The organism is Bosea sp. (in: a-proteobacteria), assembly GCF_023953965.1.
GTDB lineage: Bacteria > Pseudomonadota > Alphaproteobacteria > Rhizobiales > Beijerinckiaceae > Allobosea.
On the sequence record NZ_JAMLIX010000001.1, the window covers coordinates 863185 to 884214 of the forward strand.

13 protein-coding genes are annotated in these 21030 nt (G+C 70.6%); 9 read left to right on the top strand and 4 right to left on the bottom strand.

Annotated elements, in window-relative coordinates; all coding sequences use genetic code 11:
• Positions 1–314 precede the first annotated feature (314 nt).
• From M9917_RS04095 to trxA, 7 genes are all read left to right on the top strand, one after another.
• Complete coding sequence (locus tag M9917_RS04095) at positions 315–2726, top strand: sensor histidine kinase (protein ID WP_297251093.1); 2412 nt, start codon at positions 315–317, stop codon at positions 2724–2726.
• Entirely contained in the window at positions 2723–4279 is a 1557-nt protein-coding gene (gene tsaE / locus M9917_RS04100) for a tRNA (adenosine(37)-N6)-threonylcarbamoyltransferase complex ATPase subunit type 1 TsaE (RefSeq protein WP_297251095.1), read from the top strand. The genes M9917_RS04095 and tsaE overlap by 4 nt, the downstream gene beginning before the upstream one ends.
• 130 nt (positions 4280–4409) lie before the next feature.
• Positions 4410–5150 carry a nucleotidyltransferase family protein gene (locus tag M9917_RS04105; RefSeq protein WP_465246321.1) on the top strand — a complete coding sequence of 247 codons (741 nt, stop codon included), beginning with the start codon at positions 4410–4412 and terminating at the stop codon, positions 5148–5150.
• Positions 5143–8250 (top strand): double-strand break repair protein AddB, encoded by a 3108-nt coding sequence (addB, locus tag M9917_RS04110; protein WP_297251097.1) that lies wholly within the window; start codon positions 5143–5145, stop codon positions 8248–8250. The genes M9917_RS04105 and addB overlap by 8 nt, the downstream gene beginning before the upstream one ends.
• Positions 8247–11720, top strand: a complete 3474-nt coding sequence (addA, locus tag M9917_RS04115; protein WP_297251098.1) for a double-strand break repair helicase AddA — start codon at positions 8247–8249, stop codon at positions 11718–11720. Before addB ends, addA begins: the two co-directional genes overlap by 4 nt.
• Positions 11717–12376: a DUF1345 domain-containing protein gene (locus M9917_RS04120; protein WP_297251100.1), complete on the top strand. Its 660-nt coding sequence runs from the start codon at positions 11717–11719 to the stop codon at positions 12374–12376. The genes addA and M9917_RS04120 overlap by 4 nt, the downstream gene beginning before the upstream one ends.
• 109 nt (positions 12377–12485) lie before the next feature.
• Positions 12486–12806, top strand: coding sequence for a thioredoxin (gene trxA, locus M9917_RS04125; protein ID WP_297251101.1), 321 nt, complete (start codon positions 12486–12488; stop codon positions 12804–12806).
• Between the two features lie 69 nt (positions 12807–12875).
• On the opposite strand, the gene M9917_RS04130 is transcribed toward trxA, so the two are convergent.
• Complete coding sequence (locus M9917_RS04130) at positions 12876–13262, bottom strand: DoxX family protein (protein WP_297251103.1); 387 nt, start codon at positions 13260–13262, stop codon at positions 12876–12878.
• A 249-nt stretch (positions 13263–13511) separates the two neighbouring features.
• Here M9917_RS04130 and M9917_RS04135 point away from each other — a divergent pair, with 249 nt between their 5' ends.
• Positions 13512–15668: a transglycosylase domain-containing protein gene (locus M9917_RS04135; RefSeq protein ID WP_465246322.1), complete on the top strand. Its 2157-nt coding sequence runs from the start codon at positions 13512–13514 to the stop codon at positions 15666–15668.
• A 12-nt stretch (positions 15669–15680) separates the two neighbouring features.
• Here the strand turns inward: M9917_RS04135 and M9917_RS04140 are convergent, their stop codons facing one another.
• Complete coding sequence (locus M9917_RS04140) at positions 15681–16877, bottom strand: multidrug effflux MFS transporter (protein ID WP_297251106.1); 1197 nt, start codon at positions 16875–16877, stop codon at positions 15681–15683.
• 155 nt (positions 16878–17032) lie between these two features.
• Between M9917_RS04140 and M9917_RS04145 the strand changes: the two genes are divergently transcribed.
• Entirely contained in the window at positions 17033–18067 is a 1035-nt protein-coding gene (locus M9917_RS04145) for an aldo/keto reductase (protein ID WP_297251108.1), read from the top strand.
• A 31-nt stretch (positions 18068–18098) separates the two neighbouring features.
• Here M9917_RS04145 and M9917_RS04150 read toward each other — a convergent pair whose 3' ends face one another.
• Positions 18099–19907, bottom strand: a complete 1809-nt coding sequence (locus M9917_RS04150; RefSeq protein ID WP_297251110.1) for a PAS domain-containing protein — start codon at positions 19905–19907, stop codon at positions 18099–18101.
• Positions 19908–20707: 800 nt separating this feature from the next.
• Positions 20708–21022, bottom strand: coding sequence for an HPr family phosphocarrier protein (locus M9917_RS04155; protein ID WP_297251112.1), 315 nt, complete (start codon positions 21020–21022; stop codon positions 20708–20710).
• Positions 21023–21030: the final 8 nt, after the last annotated feature.

Sequence of the window (21030 nt, forward strand, 5' to 3'; positions counted from 1 at the left end):
TTCGGAAAATCGGACGATTTACCGGCCATTAAGCACTTCCTGACGGACTCCGGCGATGATTAGAGTGGGGCTGATTCGGCGTTCCGCCATGCGCGGGCCGGATCGCAGCTCTGATGTGATTGGCGTGGTGGCGAGCGTGATCGGCCCCGTGGAGACGGCAGTGCCGCCGCGCTCCTCCCGGCCGATTCCGGCAGGCACGATGGACAAAGGCGGCTTCGGCCGCCGCAGAGACGACGGGCGCGAGGATGGGACGGGCGAGGCGACAGGGGCGAGATGGCGGCTGGCGTCCGCGCGCAGTGTTGCCGGGCCTGGCGGTGGCTTCCGCATCCGTCCCGACCATGGCTCGCGGCGAATGGCTGGCGCCGGCCTCGATCGACGCGCTGAGCTCCGGCGGGCTGTCGCTGATCCTGGCGGGCCTCACCGTCTTCGCCACGACGACCTCGCTGATCTATGTGCGCGAGCGCTCGCGCTGGCACAAGCGCGAGGCCAAGCTCGCGGCCGATCTCGAAGCGGCGCGCGGCCATCAGGAGCGGCTGTCCATGCTGCTTTCAGCCGACCCGCAGGTGGTGGTGAGCTGGAAGGGCCGCGACGCCGAGCCCGTCTTCGAGGGTGACAGCGGCTTTCTCGGCGCGCCGGGCGCGGCGCTCGCCCTCGCCTATGGCAGCTGGGCGCCGCCGGCCGACGCCAAGCGGCTGGAGCTGGCGACCGACGCGCTGAAGGAGCGTGGCGAGGCCTTCGCCCTGACGCTGCGCAGCAAGGCCGGCCCCTTCATCGACGTCGAGGGCCGTCCCGTCGCCGGGCGCGCGGTGATCCGCTTCCGGGAGGTGACGGGCGAGCGCGCCGAGGTGATGAGCCTGCGCGGCGAGCTTCAGCGCATCGCAGCCGACCATGCCGCGCTCTCGAGCCTGCTCACCGGGCTGCCGCATCCGGCCTGGATGCGCAACGGCGAGGGCCGCCTGACCTGGGTCAACGCCGCCTATGCGCGCGCGGTCGAGGCGGCCGACGCCGCCGCGGCCGTCAAGAGCGGGGTCGAGCTGCTCGACCGCGGCGAGCGCGACGCCGCCGCCCGCGCCCGGCGCGAGGGCACGACCTTCGCGCTTCGGGCGCCGGCCGTCGTCTGCGGCCAGCGGCGCACGCTCGATATCATGGAACTGCCGACCGCGGTCGGCCATGCGGGCTTTGCCATCGACATGAGCGAGCTCGAGGCGATCCGCGCCGATCTCCAGCGCCAGATGGACGCTCATGTCCGCACGCTCGACCGGCTCAAGACGGCGGTGGCCGTCTTCGACGGCGCCCAGCGCCTGGTCTACCGCAATGCCGGCTTCGAGGCGCTCTGGTCGCTGGAAGCGGGCTTCCTCGATGCCCAGCCCAGCGACGGCGAGATCCTCGACCGGCTGCGCGCCGAGCGCCGCCTGCCCGAGCTCGGCGACTACCGCAGCTGGAAGGCGGCGGCGCAGGCGGCCTATGCGGCGACACGCGCAAGCGAGGACTGGTGGTATCTGCCCGACGGGCGCACGATCCATGTCGTCGCCAGCCCCAATCCGCAGGGCGGCGTCACCTATCTCTATGACGACGTGACCGAGCGCTTCACGCTGGAATCGCGCTTCAACGCGCTGTCACGCACCCAGCGCGAGACGCTGGATTCGCTGCGCGAGGGCGTCGCGGTGTTCGGCTCGGACGGGCGGCTCAAGCTCTCGAACCCGGCCTTCGCCCAGTCCTGGCGGATCCAGGGCGGCGATCTCGCGGCGGGGGCGCCGCATATCGACGAGGTCATCCGGCTCTGCCGCCCGCTCTTCCCGCAGGACGAGGTCTGGACCGAGCTGCACAGCGTCGTCACCGGCGTGCGCGACGCGCGCGAGGACTATAGCTGCCGCATCGAGCGGCGCGACGGCACGGTGCTCGACATGTCCGCCGCGCCCCTGCCGGACGGCGCGACGCTGATCTCCTTCGCCGACGTCACGGCGAGCGTCAATGTCGAGCGGGCGCTGACCGAGAAGAACGAGGCGCTGGAGAAGGTCTCGCGGCTGCGCGAGGATTTCGTCCACCACGTGTCCTACGAGCTGCGCTCGCCGCTGACCAACATCATCGGCTTCGCGCAGTTGCTCGGCACCGAGACGGTCGGCGCGCTCAACGAGAAGCAGCGCGACTACACCTCCCACATCGTCCGCTCGTCCGGCGCGCTGCTCGCCATCATCAACGACATCCTCGACCTCGCCACCATCGACAACGGCGCGCTGACGCTCGAGATCGGCGATGTCGACGTCACCGAGGCCATCGCGCAGGCGGCCTCCGGGCTCGAAGACCGGCTGGCCGACACCAAGCTCGAGCTCAAGGTCGCGATCGACCCCGGCACGGGCCCGCTGCGCGCCGACGGCAAGCGCCTGCGCCAGGTGATCTTCAACCTGCTCTCCAACGCCATCGGCTTCTCCTCGCCCGGCCAGACCGTCACGGTCGGCGCGACGCGCACGGGCGACGAGATCCGCATCACCGTCGCCGATCAGGGCCGGGGCATCCCGGCCGAGGTCATCGAAAAGGTGTTCGAGCGTTTCGAGAGCCATTCGCTCGGCTCCAGCCATCGCGGCGTCGGCCTGGGGCTCTCCATCGTCCGCTCGATCGTCGAGCTGCATGGCGGCCATGTCGAGCTCGATTCGGCGCCCGGCCAGGGCACGCGGGTGACGGCCGTCTTCCCGGCCCAGGGCGTGCCGCTCTCGGACGCCGCCGAATGACGGAGGAAGCCCGCAAGGCCGGGGCCCACCGCCTCCTGCTGGCGGACGAGGCGGCAACAGTGCGGCTTGCCGCCGACATCGCCGCGATCCTGAAGCCCGGCGACATCGTCGCGCTCTCCGGCCATCTCGGCTCCGGCAAGTCGCTGCTCGCGCGCGCCATCCTGCGCGAGCTGGCGCAGGACCCGGCGCTGGAAGCCCCGAGCCCAACCTTCACACTCGTCCAGAGCTACGAGACGGCGCGCGGCACCGTGCTGCATGCCGATCTCTACCGTGTGCGCTCGCCCGACGAGCTCGACGATCTCGGGCTCGTCGAGGATATCGACCGGCTGATCCTGCTGGTCGAATGGCCGGACCGGGCCGGCACCCGCCTGCCGGCGGGACGGCGCCTCGACATCGTGCTCGACGTCGACCCGGACAATCCCGAGACCGGCCGCATCGCCGCTCTTTCGGGCGGCGTCCTCTGGAAGCAGCGGCTCGCCATCGCGGTCGCCTCGCGCCGGCTGGTCGACGCCGCCGGCTGGGGTGCAGCGCGCCGCGACTTCATGCTCGGCGACGCCTCGACGCGCGCCTATGAGCGCCTGACGCAAGCCTCAGGCGAGACCGCCGTGCTGATGATCTCGCCGCCGCGCCCGGACGGGCCGCCGGTCAGGCTCGGCAAGCCCTACAGCGCGCTCGCCCATCTCGCCGAGACCATCGAGGCTTTCGTCGCGATGGATCGCGGCCTGCGCTCGCTCGGCTATTCGGCGCCGGAGATTTTCGCCGAGGACCTGACCACCGGCCTCCTGCTGATCGAGGATCTGGGCCACGAAGGCGTGATCGATGCGCAGCGCCGGCCGATCCCCGAGCGCTACGAGGCGGCGGCGCTCTGGCTCGCCGATCTCCACCGCCACACCCTGCCGTCGATCCTGCCGGTGGCCGAGGGGCGCGATCACACGCTGCCCGAATACGACCGCCAGGCGCTCGCCATCGAGACCGAGCTGATCCTGGAATGGTATGCGCCCCACATCGCCGGCGTGACCTTGCCCGCGGTGACGCAGGCCGAGTTCGCCCGGATCTGGAACAGGCTCTTCGACGAGGTTCTGGCCGCGCCGACGACCTGGACGCTGCGCGACGTCCATTCGCCCAATCTGATCTGGCTGGAAAACCGCCTGGGCCATGCCCGGCTCGGCCTGATCGACTTCCAGGACGCGGTCAACGGCCACCCGGCCTATGACCTGGTCTCGCTCGGCCAGGATGCCCGCATCGACGTGCCGGCCGCGCTGGAACTGCGACTGCTCGCGGCCTATGGCGCGGCGCGGCGGGCCGAGACGCCGGATTTCGACCTCGCCGGCTTCGCCCGCGCCTACGCGATCCTCGGCGCCCAGCGCAACACCAAGATCGCCGGCATCTTCGCCCGCCTCGACAAGCGCGACGGCAAGCCGGACTATCTGAAGCACCTGCCGCGCGTCGAAGCCTACTTGCGCCGCAACCTCGAGCACCCCGCCCTCGAAGAGCTGAAGGGCTGGTACCAGGCGCATATGCCGAAGCTGTTCGAGACCGGCGCGGCGGACTAGAGTATTTCCGCGTTTCTCCGAAGCGCGGACATACTCCAGCTCCTTGTTCTGTCGCATTTTCTTCACGCGAACCGGTGTCCACTTCGCTTGAAAATGCTCTAGTCTCGAGCCGAACGATACGGAGATTCGCGTGACCTCAACCGCTTCGCCGCCGATCCGCCGGGCGATGGTGCTGGCGGCCGGGCTCGGGCAGCGCATGCGCCCGATCACCGACACGCTGCCGAAGCCGCTGGTCAGGATCGGCGGCAAGGCGATGCTGGACCATATGCTCGACAGGCTAGCCGATGCCGGCATCGCGGAGGCCGTGGTCAATGTCCATCACCTCGCCGGGCTCATCGAGGCGCATCTCGCCGCCCGCTCCCATCCGCGCATCGCGATCTCCGACGAGCGCGCCGAGCTGCTGGAGACCGGCGGCGGCGTGAAGAAGGCGCTGCCGCTGCTGGGGCCTGCACCCTTCTTCCACGTCAATTCCGACGCGCTCTGGCGCGAGACCGGCCGGCCCGCCATGCAGGCGATGGCGCAAGCCTGGGACCCGGAGCGGATGGACATGCTGCTCCTGCTCGCCGACCGTGAGACCAGCCTCGGCTTCGACGGTGCCGGCGACTTCTTCCTGGCCGATGACGGGCGGCTCACCCGGCGCGGCGGCGCCGTGAGCGCTCCTCATATCTATGCCGGCGTCGCCATCCTGAAGCCGGAGCTCTTCACCGACACGCCCGAGGGGCCGTTCTCCCTCAACCTGCTGTTCGACCGCGCCATTGCGCAGGGCCGCCTCTACGGCGAGCGGCTGGAGGGGCGCTGGCTGCATGTCGGCACGCCGGGCGCGATCGCCCCGGCCGAGGCCGCCTTCGCCGCCCAGCCGGTCGATGCCTGAGCTCAACCTGTTCAGCATCCCGGCCGGCGCCCCCTTCCTGGAGGTGCTGGCGCAGGCGATGCTCCACGGCCGGCTGGGACCGGTCCATGACCCGGCCGATCCCGCCGCTATGGCGCGGACCACGCTCTACCTGCCGACGCGCCGGGCCGCGCGCGCCTTCGCCGCGATCCTCGCCCAAAAGCTCGACGGCCGGCCGCTGCTGCTGCCGCGCATCGTCCCGCTCGGCGATCTCGACGAGGCCGAAACGGCGCTGATCGGCGCCGGCGCCTGGGCGCAAGGGCGCGTCGCGCCTGTCGCGCCGTTCGAACGCCGCATGCTGCTGACGCGGCTCGTCGATGCCTGGGGCCGCAGCGCCAACCGCAGCCATCTGAGGCTCGACCCAGCCGAGCCCGCGCTGGTGCCGGCGACCCTGGCCGAAGCCTATGGGCTCGCCGGCGATCTCGCCGCCCTGCTCGACCAGATGCAGACGGAGGGCGTGCCCGTCGAAAGGCTGGCCACGCTCGATGCCGCCCGCTTCGACAAGGTCTGGCAGCTCAATGCCGGCTTCCTCGCCATTCTCGGCGAGGCCTGGCCCGCAATCCTGGCCGAGCGCGGCGCCTGCGACCCGGCCGCCTTCCGAAACCGCATGCTCGCGGCCGAGCGTGACAGGCTCGTCGCCGGCGGCGCGACGGGGCCGATCATCGCCGCCGGCTCGACCGGAACGGTGCCCGCGACCGCACGGCTGCTCGCGGCGATCGCCCGGCTGCCGAACGGGGCCGTCGTCCTGCCCGGCATCGATCTCGGATTGGACCGGCGCGCCTGGGATGCGATCGCGAGGGAACCCGCGCCCTCGCATCCGCAGGCGGCCCTGCACCATCTGATGGAGACGCTCCAGGCGGTCCGCGACGACGTGCGGGAACTGTCCGAGCCCGACCCTGCGCGCGCCGCGCGGGCCGCGCTGCTGCGCGAGGCGATGCTGCCGGCCTCGGTCACCGAGCTCTGGTCCGATGTCGCCGCCCGCGTCCCCGAGGCGATGGCGGCGGAAGGTTTCCGGGGCCTGCGCGTCGTCGAGGCCGCCGACGAGCGCGAGGAGGCGCTGATCGTCGCCATCGCGCTGCGCGAGACGCTGGAACGGCCCGGCGCCCATGCGGCGCTGGTGACGCCCGATCGCGGCCTCGCCGAGCGCGTCGCGGTCGAGCTCAGGCGCTGGGGCGTCGAGGTCGACGATTCCGCCGGCCTGCCGCTGGGACGCTGGCCGGCGGGCTCGCTCATGCGGCTGATCCTTGAAGCGGCGCTGGCACAGATGTCGCCGGCGACGCTGGTGCCGCTCCTCGCCCATCCGCTCTGCCGGCTGGGCCTGAGCCGCGAGGCGGTGACGCGCGGCGCGGCGGCACTCGAGATCGGGACATGGCGCGGCAACGCCGTCGGCCAGGGGCTGGCGGGTTTGCATGTCGCGCTCGGCCAATGGGGCGAGTTGCGGGAAGGACGGCACGTACCCGGCCCGCGCAGGCGGCTCTCGGCGGATGGCCGGGCTGCCGCCACCACGCTGCTCAACGCGATCGAGCGTGCCGCCGCCCCGCTGCTCGAAGCGTTCTTTCTCGACGCGCCGTCGCTCGCGGCCGTTGCGGAGGCGGCCCGCGCGGCTGTCGCCGCCTTCAGCGCAGGCGAGGCCAGCGAGCCGCTCGCCTTCGTCGGCCCGGACGGGGAAGCGCTGTCGGCGCTGTTCGACGATCTCGCCGCCGCCGAGGCCGCGATGCCGCCGGGCGGGCGGGCGCAGGATTTCGTCGCGATCCTCGACGGCCTCATGAACGAGCGTGCCGTGACGCGCAAGGCGCCGGGCTATCCGCGCGTCGCGATCTGGGGGCTGCTCGAAGCGCGCCTGCTGGAGGCCGACCATGTCGTGCTCGGCGGGCTCACCGAGACCGTCTGGCCGCCGCAGACCGTGACCGATTCCTTCGTCAACCGGCCGATGCGCGCGGAGCTCGGCCTGTCGTCGCCCGAGCGCCGCATCGGCCAGACCGCGCATGATTTCGTCATGGCGGCCCTGGCGCGCGAGGTCACGCTGACGCGTCCGCGCAAGGCGGGCGAGGCCGAGACCATCGCCTCGCGCTTCTGGCAGCGCCTGCAGGCGGTGACGCCGCAGCCGGTCTGGGCGCAAGCCGTGAAGGAAGGCGCGAGGCTCAGGGCGCTGGCCGCCGCGCTGAGCGCGCCCGCGGATGCAAAGCCCGTCGCCCGCCCGGCGCCGCGCCCGCCGCGCGCGCTCCAGCCGCTCTCGCTCAGCGTCACCGAGGTCGAGACGCTCTATCGCGACCCCTACCAGATCCATGCCCGCAAGATCCTGAAGCTCGACGCGCTCGACGAGCTGGTGGCGGACCCGACCGCCCAGGATCGCGGCAAGCTGCTGCACGGCATCGTCGAGGAGTTCACCACGACCTATCCGCAAGGGCTGCCGGCCGACGCCCATGGGCGGCTCGTCGAGATCGGCGCCCGGCTCTTCCGCGCCTATGACGACGTGCCGGAGGTGCGTGCCTTCTGGTGGCCGCGCTTCCTGCTCGCGGCCGGGCATTTCGTCGCCTGGGAGGAGCGCCGGCGCGGCGACATCGCCCGCGTCGGCGTCGAGCTCTTCACCGGCGCGAGCTTCCCGCTTGCGGACGGCGCTGCCTTTCGCCTGAGCGGCCGGGCCGACCGGGTCGAGCTGACACGCGAGCCAGCGCTCAGGATCATCGACTTCAAGACCGGCGCGCCGCCGAGCAAGGCGCAGGTGGAGAAGGGTTTCGCCCCGCAACTGACGCTCGAAGCGGAACTCGCCGCCCGCGCCGGCTTCGAGGGGCTCAGCGGTCCGGCGCCGGTCGCGGCGGTCCTCTACATGAAGCTCCACCACGATCCGAAGGGCTGGGCCAAGGACAAGCCCCTCGACTTTGACGACGAGACGCTGGCCGATGTCGCAGCGCGCCATCTCGAACGCCTGCTGGAATATCTCGACGCCCTGCGCTCCGGCCGCGAACCTTTCGTCTCGCGCCGCGCGCCGGACTATATCCGCTACGCCAGCCCCTACGATCACCTCGCCCGCGTCAAGGAATGGTCGGCCGCACCCGGCGGAGACGAGGGGGGCGAATCGTGAAGCCGGGCTGGATCGTCCCGCCGTTGACCGAGCAGCGCCAGGCGCAGGCCGCCGATCCCGGCCTCTCCGCCTGGGTCTCGGCCAATGCCGGCTCGGGCAAGACCCATGTGCTGGTCAACCGGGTGCTCAGGCTCCTGCTCGACGATGTCGCAGCCAGCCGCATGCTCTGCATCACCTATACCAAGGCGGCGGCCGCCAACATGGCGAACCGCATCTTCAAGGCGCTGGGGAACTGGGCGACGCTCTCCGACGCGGAACTCGGCCGGGCCCTGACCAACCTCACCGGCCGGGCGCCAAACGCGGCCGAACGGGCGAAGGCGCGCCGGCTGTTCGCACAGGCGCTGGAGACGCCGGGGAGCCTGCGCATCGAGACCATCCACGCCTTCTGCACGCGCGTCCTGCAGGCGGCCCCCTTCGAGGCCAACGTGCCGCCCCGCTTCGAGGTCGCCGACGAGCCGGCGCAGGCCGAGATGCTGCGCGCCGCCCGCCGCGAGCTGCTCGCCCGCGTCGCGGCCGATCCGGAGGGGCCGGAAGCGCGCGCGCTCGACCTGCTCGCCAGGCTCGCCGCGCAGGATAGTTTCGAGTCGATGGTCCAGGAGGCGCTGCGCCAGCGCGCGCTGTTCAGCGACGAAGGCGGCCGCGCCCGCGATCCCGCCGCGGTCCGGGCCGGCATCGCCGCCTTCCTCGGCATCGCGCCCGATCTCGCCGCCGACGACGTCCGCTTCCGTTTCCGGGCGGAGCTGGCGACACTGCCGGGCCTTCCTGCGCTGATCGACGCGCTCCAGGCCGGCAGCGCCACGCGCCAGACCTTCGCGGCGACCCTGCGAACCCTGCTCGCCGGGCAGGACGACGGCAATCCGGTCGGGTTCTGCCGGCGCGGCTTCATCACCGAGGCCGGCACGGTCAACGCCAACATCCGCGGCAAGGGCAAGTCCGAGTTCGACGGCGCCTTGCTTGCGACCTTGGAAGCGCTCGCCGCCTGCCTGCTGGAGGCGGCCGAGCAGTTGAACGCCGTCGCGATCCGCGACCGCAGCGCGGCGCTCGCGCTGCTGGTGACGCGCATGCTCGCCTCCTACCAGCGCCAGAAGAGCCTGCGTTCGGCTCTCGACTATGACGACCTGATCGCGCGCACGCGCTCGCTGCTGGAGCGGGTCGAGGCCGCCTGGGTGCTCTACAAGCTCGATGCCGGGATCGACCACATCCTGCTCGACGAGGCGCAGGACACCGGCGAAGCGCAATGGGCGATCCTGCGCAAGCTCGCCGAGGAGTTCACCAGCGGCGGCGATCTTGCGGCAAAACCGCGCACCGTCTTCGTCGTCGGCGACGAGAAGCAGTCGATCTACGGCTTCCAGGGGGCGGCGCCCTCCGCCTTCGGCGAGGAGCGCCGCGCGCTCGGCCAGCGCATCCGGGCGGCGCAGCGGGCGTTCGAGTCGATCAGCCTCAACACCTCCTTCCGCTCGGCGCCGGACATCATGCAGGCGGTCGATGCCGTGTTCGCCCTGCCGGAGCATGCCCGCGGCCTCGTCTTCGACGGTGCGGCCCGGCCGGAGATCCACGACACGGTGCGCCGCAACGCGCCCGGAACCGTCGACATCTGGCCGCTCGCCGCCAACGACACGGGCAAGGCGCCCGATGCCTGGACGACGCCGGTCGACGCGCCGGAGCGGCGCAGCGGCACGGTGAAGCTCGCCTTGCGCATCGCCCGCACCCTGCGGCGCTGGCACGATGCCGGCCGCGACGATCTCGGCAACCGCTTCGCGGCCGGCGACGTCATGATCCTGCTGCGCCAGCGCGGCGGCCTGTTCGAGGCGATCGTCAAGGCGCTGAAGGATGCCGGCGTGCCCGTTACCGGCCGCGACCGGCTGACGCTCGCCGAGCATCCGGCGGTGGAGGACCTGATCGTGCTCGGCCGCGCCCTGCTCCTGCCCGACGACGACCTGACGCTCGCCACCGCGCTCAAGACGCCGCTGATCGACCTTGACGACGACGATCTCCTGCGCCTCGCACCCGGCCGCGACGGTTCGCTGCGCGCCGCCTTGCGGGAGGCCGCCGCGAGCGAGCCGCGCTATGCCGCCGCCGAGGCGAAGCTCGTCCACTGGACGCGGGAGGCCGGGCGCTGCGGGCCGTTCCGCTTCTTCGCCGATCTGCTGGGCCCCGGCGGCGGGCGCAGCCTCGCGCTCGCCCGGCTCGGCGCGGAAGCGGGCGACGCGCTCGACGCCTTCCTCAACGCCGCGCTCGACCATGAGCGCCGCTACGGCCCTTCGCTCGCCGGCTTCCTCCAGCATGTCGCCGGCAGCGCGACGGATGTGAAGCGCGACCTCTCGGCCAGCGCCGGCGAGGTCCGCGTCATGACCGTGCACGGCGCGAAGGGGCTGGAGGCGAAGGTCGTCATCCTCGCCGATCTGGGGCCGGAGCCCGGTGCGCGGCGCCTGCCGAAGATCCTGGCCGTGCCGGCGCCGCCGGGCGGGCTCGTGCCGCTCTGGCCGCCGGCCGCGGCGGAGGATGTCCGGGCGACGGCCGCAGCCAAGGAAACCGTGATCGCGCAGATGGTCGAGGAGCATCACCGCCTGCTCTATGTCGCGATGACCCGCGCCGAGGACCGGCTGATCGTCTGCGGTGCGCAAGCCAGGGGCGAGGCGCCGCCGGGAAGCTGGTATGCGATGATCGAGCAGGGGCTGATGCAGTCGGAAGCCGGCCTGAAGCTCCTCGGCGAAGGCGAGGAGGCGACGGCGCGCTTCATGGTCTCGGCGCCGGTGCCGGCAACCGAGGCGAGCCGGCCGGAGGGCGAGGCCGCGCCCGTCGCCGTGCCGGATTGGCTGACCAGGCGGGTCGCGCGCGAGGCCGCGCCCCTGCCGCCGCTGAAGCCGTCGAGCGCCTTTTCCGCCGCCGATGGCGAGGAGCGGCCGGGCGACGGCCCCTTCCTGGCCGAGGCGGCGGCGGCCGGCCGGCTGGCGCATCTCCTGCTGCAGATCCTGCCGGGCGTTCCGGAAGCGCGCCGGCTCGCGACGGCGCAGGCGCTCGCCGAAGCGCGCGGCGCGGCCCTGGCGCCGGAGCGGCGCGTCCGCATCGTCGCGGACGCCCTGCGCCTGCTGGCAGCTCCCGCCCTTGCCGGGCTGTTTGCCGCTGACGCCCTGGCGGAAGTGCCCGTGGCCGGTTCGATCCGGCTGCCGGATGGCGAGCCGCGCGCCGTCTCCGGGCGGATCGACCGCTTGGCGGTGACGGCGGAAAGCGTCATCGTCGCCGATTTCAAGACCTCCGCCCGGCCCCCGCGCGAGGCGGATGCGATTCCGCCCGCGACGATCGCGCAGCTTGCCGCCTATGCCGCGCTGATGCGGGAGATCTATCCGGGCCGGGCAGTCAGGGCGCTGGTGATCTATACAGCGAGCCTTTCCTGCTTCGAGCTCGACGCGGCCCGGCTCGACGCCGCGCTCGCAGGCCTCGCCGCGCCGCCGATGGATCCTCCGCCATGAAGCTCCTGCCGCGCTCGCTCACCCTTCGCCCGCGCCTGCTGGCGGCGCTCGTCGCCGGCGCTCTGCCCGCCTTGCTGCTGCCGGGCGACTGGCGCTCGGCGACGCGGCTGCTCGTCGCCTGGGATGTCGGCGCGATCGCCTATCTGAGCCTGCTCGCCGCCACGATATTCGGCGAAACGGTCGACGAGATCCGGGCCCGCGCCGGAAGGGAGGACGAAGGCGCGCTCGCCATCCTCGTCATCGCCTGCCTCGCCACGAGCGCGAGCCTCGCGGCCATCGTGATCCAGCTCACCGGCATCGGGGCCGAGCCGGCGGAGGTGCGCGGCGCGCATCTGGCGCTCGGCGCCGTCACGATCCTCTGCTCCTGGGCGCTGCTGCACGCCTTCTTCACGCTGCACTATGCCGGCCTCTACTATCGCGGCGGCAAGGCCGAGCCCTGCCTCGATTTTCCCGGCGAGACCGAGCCGGCCTATGTCGATTTCCTGTATTTCGCCTATACGATCGGCTGCACCTCGCAGACCTCCGACGTCGGCGTGACCACGCGCCAGGCGCGCGGCGTCGTGCTGGCGCATTCGGTCATGGCCTTCATCTTCAACACCTCGATCCTGGCGATGGCGGTCAATGTCGGGGCGAGCCTGGTTTCGGGCGGGTCGTGACGCGCCTCCCCCTTGCGGCGCGCGCGCCTTGACCGGAGGGGTCGGCGTTCATAGCTTCGCTGGCGAAGGGCGGCTTCGCCGCCCGCTGAAACCCGAAAGGCAGCCGGTCATGGCAACGAGCAAGGTAACCGATCAGAGCTTCGAGGCCGACGTGCTGAAGGCGTCCGAGCCGGTCGTCGTCGATTTCTGGGCGGAATGGTGCGGCCCCTGCCGCATGATCGGCCCGGCGCTCGAGGAGATCGCCACCGAGCTTCAGGGCAAGGTCAAGATCGTCAAGATGAACGTCGACGAGAATCAGCAGGTCCCGGCCCAGTTCGGCATCCGCTCGATCCCGACGCTGATGCTGTTCAAGGACGGCAAGCTCGCCTCGCAGAAGGTCGGCGCCGCGCCCAAGAGCGATCTCTCGCGCTGGATCTCGGCCGCGGTCTGAGCGGCCTGTGCATTCATCGAAAAAGGCCCGCCTCCTTGCCGGAAGCGGGCCTTTTTCGTGTCGGAGCCCTCAGCCCTTGCGGTTTTCGAGCGCGAAGGCGCCGGGACCAGCCGTGGCGATGTAGAGGAAGATGAAGCAGAACAGCATCGCCGCCTCGCCGCCGTTCAGCAGCGGAAAGAAGCTGCGCGGGCCATGGGCCATCCAGTAGGCGGCGGCCATCAGGCCCGACAAGACGAAGGCCGTCGGACGGGTCAGGAAGCCGACCAGGACAAGCGCGCCGCCGAAGACCTCGAGCACGCCCGCAACCCAGGGCAGCGACGCCACGGCCGGCAGGCTCGAGGTTGCCGCGGCCGGAAAGCCGAACAGCTTCTGCGTGCCGTGCGAGATGAAGGTCAGCGCTGTGGCGATGCGCAGCAGGGCGAGGGCATAGGGCTCGAAGCGGGAGAGAATCTGCATGCGGGGTCCTTGGTTCGCGGTTTGCGGAAGAATGATCGTGTGTCGCGCTTTTAGGCAAGTCGGTCCATTTTGCACAATATCCAAATCGACGAAGATTCGCTTGCGCGTTTGCAAGCCGGATCACGTTCCCGCGACGGCTGCTGGCCTGAAGCCGCATGGCAGGCTTTACGAACCCTTAAAAGCGCCATGTTTGAATCCTGAGTGACCTGACCGCATCGCGAGGCGGCATGGCGGCCGAAACGGGGCAGGATGAACGACCGGATTGCACGAGGCGAGCGCCGCGAGCCCTCCTTTGCTCATGAGCGTGGCGAAGGCCATGCGGATGGTGACATGCGCCTTTCTCCAGACGACCGCCCCACCCGCTTCAGCGCCGCCCCGGCCCGGCCCGAGCCGAGCCGGCCGCTGCGCAACCCGCCCAAGCGCGGCAAGCACGGCGGCGGAGGCGGCGGCAAGCGCCGCGGGCGGAAGCGGCGCTCCTTCCTCGGCGGGCTGTTCTACTGGACGATGGTGCTTGGCCTGTGGTGCGTCATCGGGCTCGGGGGGCTGATCGCCTATCACGCCTCGCAACTGCCGCCGATCGACCAGCTCACCGTGCCGAAGCGGCCGCCGAACATCGCGATCCTCGCCGCCGACGGCTCGCTCTTGGCCAATCGCGGCGAGACCGGCGGGCGCAGCATCACCATCGGCGAGGTGCCGCCCTATCTGCCGCGCGCCTTCGTCGCGATCGAGGACCGGCGCTTCTACGACCATTTCGGCATCGACCCGATCGGCATCACCCGCGCGCTCGTCACCAATCTGCGCGGGCGCGGGGTGGCGCAGGGCGGCTCGACGCTGACCCAGCAGCTCGCCAAGAACCTGTTCCTGACGCAGGAGCGCACCGCCGCCCGCAAGATCCAGGAGGCGATCCTGGCGCTCTGGCTGGAGCGCACCTACAGCAAGGACCAGATCCTCGAGCTTTATCTCAACCGCGTCTATTTCGGCTCCGGCGCCTATGGCGTGGAGGCGGCGGCGCAGCGCTATTTCAACAAGTCGGCGCGCGCGGTGACGATCGCGGAAGCGGCGATGCTCGCCGGCCTCGTCCAGGCGCCGTCGCGGCTCGCCCCCAACCGCAACCCCGACGCGGCGGAGAAGCGCGCCCAGCTCGTCATCGCCGCGATGGCCGATCAGGGCTTCATCACGCAGGCCGCGGCCAAGGCCGCGCTGACGGCGCCGGCCGAGGTGCCCGAGCGCATCGGCGCTGGCTCGGTCAACTACGCCGCCGACTACGTCATGGACGTGCTCGACGATTTCATCGGCGCGGTCGAGGGCGACGTCACCGTGCTCACCACGATCGACACGAAGCTCCAGGGCTCGGCCGAGACAATCCTAGTCGATGCGCTCTCCGCGCAGGGGTCCAAGCTCAACGCCTCGCAGGGCGCGCTGGTCTCGCTCGCGCCGGACGGGGCGATCCGCGCCCTGATCGGCGGGCGCGACTACACCAAGAGCCAGTTCAACCGCGCCACCGCCGCCCACCGCCAGCCGGGCTCGTCCTTCAAGCCCTTCGTCTATCTCACGGCGATCGAGAAGGGCATGACGCCGGATACGATCCGCGACGACGCCCCGTTCTCGATCAAGGGCTGGGAACCGGAGAACTATACCCGCAGCTATCGCGGCCCGGTGACGCTGCGGACCGCGATGCAGCATTCGCTCAACACCGTCGCGGCCCGCCTGATCCAGGAGGTCACGCCGCGCGAGGTGGTGCGCACGGCCCAGCGGCTCGGCGTCACCTCGCCCCTGCAGGCCAATTTGTCGCTGGCGCTCGGCACCTCGGAGGTGACGCCGCTCGAGCTGACGGCGGCCTATGCCTCGTTCGCCAATGGCGGCCAGTCGGTGCTGCCTTACGTGATCCGCGAGGTCCGCTCCACCGCCGGCAAGGTCGTCTATGCCCGCAAGGCGAACAGTTTCGGCCCGGTGATCCAGCCGCAGACGGTTTCCATGATGAACACCATGTTCCATGCGGTGATGACCGGCGGCACCGGCAGCAAGGTCAACCTGCCCGGCTGGGAGGTCGGCGGCAAGTCGGGCACGACGCAGGACTATCGCGACGCCTGGTTCGTCGGCTTCACCGGGCGGCTGGTCACGGCCGTCTGGGTCGGCAACGACGACAATTCGGCGATGAGGCGCGTCACCGGCTCCGGCTTGCCGGCCGAGATCTGGGGCAAATACATGAAGGCGGCCCATGTCGGCGCGCAGCCGGTGCCGCTGCCCGGCGGCTTCTGGCAAGGCGCGCCGAAGCCGATCGGCGACGGCGCGCCGGTCGCCGATGCGCGCAGTCCCGCCGCGCCGGTCCAGCCGGCCGGCGACCGGGCCTGGGTTCCGCCGGCGCCGCAGGAGCGCAACTTCCTCGAGCGGCTGTTCGGCGGCTGAGCGGCAGGCTCTTCAGCTTTTCGCCGCCCGGATGTCCCGCGTCGCGTGGAACATCACCAGCGACGCCACGCCCAGCGCCGACATCACCAGCGGCAGCGGCAGCGCCGCGTTCTTCAGGAGATGGCCGACGAGAAGCCCGACGCAGGCCGAGAGCAGCATCTGGCACAGCCCGTTGAAGGAGGAGGCGGCGCCCGCCCGGTCCGGAAAGGGCATCATCGCCGAGGCCTGGGCCTGCGGCATGGTGAGCCCCACCCCGCAGGCATAGAGCGCCATCGGCACGACGACGCCGGCCGCTCCGCCGAAGCCGGTCAGGACCCCGGCCAGCATGGAAAGCCCGCCCCCGGCGAGGCAGGCGACGCCGATGGCGATCACCCCGTCCATGCCGCGCCGCCCGACCAGACGCTGGGCGATGATCGTGCCGGTGATGTAGCCGAGCACGGCGAAGCCGAAGGAGAAGCCGTATTCGACCGGCGTCAGCCCGTAGACGCCGATCAGCACGAAGGACGAGCCCGAGATGAAGGCGAAGAGCCCCGCATAGGCCAGCGCCGTCAGCGCCACATAGACACGGAAGGCGCGGTGGTGCAGCAGCGTCCCGAAGCCACGGAAAATGCTCACGAGGGACAAAGGCTGCGACGAGCGGGCGCGTAGCGTCTCCGGCATCACCGTGGCGATGAGGACGGCGAGCGCCAGCCCGAAGACGAGCGAGGCGAGGAAGGTCGAGCGCCAGCCGAAGGCGGTCTGCAGCACGCCGCCGATCACCGGCGCCACCGCCGGCACCAGCCCCATGATCATGCCCATGCGGGCGAGCTCGCGCCCGGCGCGCGTTCCGTCATAGAGGTCGCGCACCATGGCGCGGCCGAGCACGATCGGCCCCGAGGCACCGAGCGCCTGAACCGCCCGCGCCAGCGTCAGCGCGCCGATCGAGGGCGCGAAGGCGCAGGCCAGCGTCGCCAGTCCGAACAGGGAAAGCCCCGCCAGCAGAACCGGCCGGCGTCCGAGCCGGTCGGACAGCGGCCCCCAGACGATCTGCCCGGCGGCGAAGCCGAACAGGAAGGAGGAGAGCGTCGCCTGCGCACCGGCGACATCGGTCTCCATCACCCGCACGATCTCCGGCAGCGACGGCAGGTAGAAATCGGTCGAGAGCGGGCCGAGCGCCGTCAGCATGGCGAGGACGGCTGTCATCGCCAGCGTATCGGGACGAAGCGTCATGCACGGCCTCCGGCGCGGCCGGAGCGGGACCGCGTGCCCCTGCTACGCCGACGCCGGTGATCCGGCAATGCTTCAGGCGCTCGACAGGCCTTCGGGGCTTGCGCGCCCAGCGCCGATCCGCGACCCTGCCGGTCCTCGTCCCAAGGCTGCTCCCCATGGCGAACGCGACCGATCTTTCCGCTCCCGTCCCGCCGGGCCGCCCTTTCGCCGGCCTCGCGCCCAGCCTGATCGGCTTCGGCGGCGCGCCGCTCGGCGACCTCTACGGCCATCTCGACGAGGTGACGGCGCAGGAGACGGTGCGCGCCGCGCTTGCCGCCGGCATCACCCTCGTCGACACCTCGCCGCTCTACGGCCATGGCCTCTCCGAGCACCGCATCGGCGCCGCGCTGCGCAGCCTGCCGCGCGAGCGCGTGATCCTCTCGACCAAGGTCGGCCGCTGGATGCAGGCGGGGGCGCAGAAGCACGACGGCTCGGGCTATGCCGGCGGCCTGCCCCATCCGGCGGTGTTCGACTATTCCTATGACGGCGCCATGCGCTCCCTCGAACAGTCGCTGCTCAGGCTCGGCACCGACCATGTCGACATCCTGCTGATCCACGACGTCGATGCCTGGACCCATGGCGCGGGCGTGGAGCAGCGCTTCACCGAGGCGATGGAGGGGGCCTATCGCGCGCTGGAGAAGCTGCGCGCCTCAGGCGCGGTCAAGGCGATCGGCGTCGGCGTCAACGAGGCGCAGATGTGCGTGCGCTTCGCGCAGGCCGGCGATTTCGACGTGATGATGCTGGCCGGCCGCTACTCGCTGCTGGAACAGGGTGCGCTCGCCGCATTCCTGCCGCTGGCGCTGGAGAAAAAGATCGCGGTGATGCTGGCCGGCGTCTTCAACTCCGGCATCCTGGCGACCGGCGCGAAACCCGGCGCCTTCTACAACTACGAGCCGGCGCCGCCCGCGGTCATGGCGCGCGTCGCCCGCATCGAGGCGATCTGCGCCGCCCATGGCGTGGCGCTGCCGCAGGCGGCGCTCGCCTTCTGCGCGGCGCACCCGGCGGTCGCGACGATCGTGCTCGGCGCCGTCACGCCGCAGGAGGTCCGGCGCAATCTCGATCTCGTCGCGCGGCCGGTGCCGGCCGCGCTCTGGCGCGAATTGAAGGCGCAAGGGCTCATCGCCGCCGAGGCGCCGGTCCCCGAAGGCTGAAGGCGGTGCCCGGACGGGCGGGCGGGATCGGTCAGGTCGGTATCTCCATCTCGAAGGACAGCCCCGCCGGTGTCACCGCGCGCGAGAAACGTCCCTTGAGCTGGCGCTCGATGGTCTGGGTCAGCAGCTTCGAGCCGAAGCCGCCGCCGTCGGCCTCGAGGCAGCGCGCCGCAACCTCGGCCTCCACCCAGCTGAGCATGGTCTTCTCGTCGGCGCAGCGGAAGGTCAGGGACAGCGAACCGCCATCGCTCGCCAGGGCCCCGTATTTGGCGGAATTGGTCGCAAGCTCGTGAAAGACCAGCGCCAGCGGCGTGACCAGATGGTCCTGCAGCGTCACATCCTCGCCCATGATCGCGATGCGCCCATGGTCGTCATAGGGTGCGAGAATGGCCCGGGCGAGCGCCTGGACGGACTTCGCCCCCGTATGGACGGGCGCACGGCCGCGGATGAACTCATGCGCCTTGTGCAGGGCCGAAAGACGGCGCCGGAACCGATCCGCGAAGGCCGCGGAGGCGGCGTCCTCCCGCGCCGACAGCGTGACCAGGCCGTTGACCAGCGCGAACAGGTTCCTGATCCGGTGCTCCAGCTCGTCGGCGACGAGCTCGCGCTCCATTTCGATGGCCTTGCTCTCCTCGATATCGGTGGAGGTGCCGTACCAGCGCATGATCTCGCCATCGGCGCCGCGCACCGGCAGCGCCATCACGCGAAGCCAGCGATATTGCCCGGAATGATGGAGAAACCGGTATTCGATATCATAGGGCAGGCCGGTCGCGACGCATTCGCTCCAGCGCTGCGACACGCGCGGCCAGTCCTCCGGGTGGACCAGCTTCTCCCAGGCGGCTGCGTCCAGCCTGGTCGGATCGAGCCCCGTGAACTCGTTCCAGCGCGCGTTGAAATAGTCGTGCCGCGCCTCACGATCGGCGCTCCAGACGATCTGGGGGATCGATTCGATCAGTCCGTGGAAGCGCCTTTCGCTGTCCGCCAGGGCATCCTCGGCGGCGATCTGGCTGGTGAGGTCGATGACGACCCCGCACAGCTTGACGATCGCGCCGCTCTCGTCGCGCACCGCCCGGCCCGCATCGAAACACCAGCGCGTATCCCCCTGCGCCGTGATGATCCGGTAGCGGCATTTGTAGTCGACCCCGGTGCGGACGGTTTCGGCGAGCGCGTTGCGCACGCGTGCCCTGTCGTCCAGATGCACGAGGCCGGCGAGCGCATTGTTGTTGATCCCGGCGCGGCCGGTTTCCGCGCCCATGCCGAAAAGCCGGGCGAAGCGTTCGTCGCAGGTCAGCCGGTTCGCCGCGACGTCGAGATCCCAGGTGCCGATGATGCCGCCGGCATCCAGCGCGATCTCGAGGCGTTCGCGCGAGTTGCGGGCATCGCGCAGGGCGAGCACGGAGGCCGTCGTCTCGCTGATGTTCAGGAGCACGCCCGAGACGGTGCCGTTCACGTCGGCGAGCGGGGTGAAGCAGACATGGAACCAGGCGGTCTCCCACGCGCCGTTGCGGTACATCCGCATCGGCTCGTCGTCGAACTGGCTGCCGATCCCGTCGAAGCACAGGTCGATCGCCTCGCGGCAGAAGGCGGCGTAGTCCGGGAACACCGCCTCGATCGGCTTGCCCAGCGAACCGGCGTAATGGGCGCCGAACAGGTGATGCACCGCATCGTTGCAGACGATGAGCCCTTCCCGTCCGAGCAGCACCGCCATGGGCTCGGCCGACAGAAGCGCGAAGCGCGCCGCATGCCTGAGCGGTTCGGGCCATTGCTCGATCGGGCCGGCCGATGTCGCTGCCCAATCGAACTGACGCACCAGATCCGGCTTGATCATGCTGCCGAGCATTGCGGCATCCACATGAGCAAGGCTCTCAAAAATAGATTCGGGCACCCGCGCGCTCCCTGTCGCTTGAAGCAAGCGTCAGCATCGCGCTGCCCCCCGGCCCCGCTTCCTCCGATGCGTCGAAAAAACCAGTCTACCTGGGATCATGAGATCCTTTTTGGATTATCACAGGGAATCCACCATATCGCAAGCGCTTATGGCGAGAGTATAATCAAACGCCCGGTATAGAACCGGCCATGTATTGGATCCTGCCGAAGAGGCATCCCGGTATGATCCGCAACTCGAGGCCTTATGATCGCGGCAATTCTCAGCAGTATCGAAGCACCATGCTTCTGCCGGCCGTCAGCCGGCGTAAAATGCCTTCGTCTTACTTCTGCCGGCAGCGCTCATCCATGACAGTCTTGACGGGATTCCGCCAGTGATAAATTGAAATTTCGTGCATAAGTTGTAAAACCCGTACGATAAAGCGAAATTACCCGTGCGCGCCGAGAGGGCATGAGCATGCCGTTTTGCCGGAGCAGCGGACCATCCCGGCCGCAGCGAGGCGCAGAGCCGGGATCCATGCCCGGACCTATCCGGCGAGCGCTCCGGCATGGATTCCGGGTCAAGCCCGGGGCGGCCCGGCGTGTTGCCGAGCAAGATCATCCCGATCCAACGGGATTTCCGCTTCCGCGCCGCGCGAGCATCGGACCGAAAGATGGATTCCACTTTCCGGAAGAATCCGATTATCCGACAATGGGATAGATCGTCGTTACCGCGTTCGGCAGTGCGCGCGATGATCTAAGCGCGGGGCCGGCGGCGCGTCATTCGCCCTCGCCGAACCTGTCGGCGATCAGCGCCGCGAGCGCGTCGAGCGCCGGCTTCGCTTCCGCGCCCGCGGCGACGATGGTGATCGTCGAGCCGATGCCGGCGCCAAGCGTCAGCACGCCCATGATCGAGGTCGCGCCGACCGTCTCGCCACAGCGGCTCACCGTGATGTCGGCATCATAGCGGGAGGCGCATTGCACGAATTTCGCCGTGGCGCGGGCGTGCAGCCCCTTCTTGTTGACGATCTGGAATTCGCCGTAGAGGGCGCCGGCGGGAATCTCGATCTCGGGGCAGTCGCAGTCCTCGTCCATCCCGCACC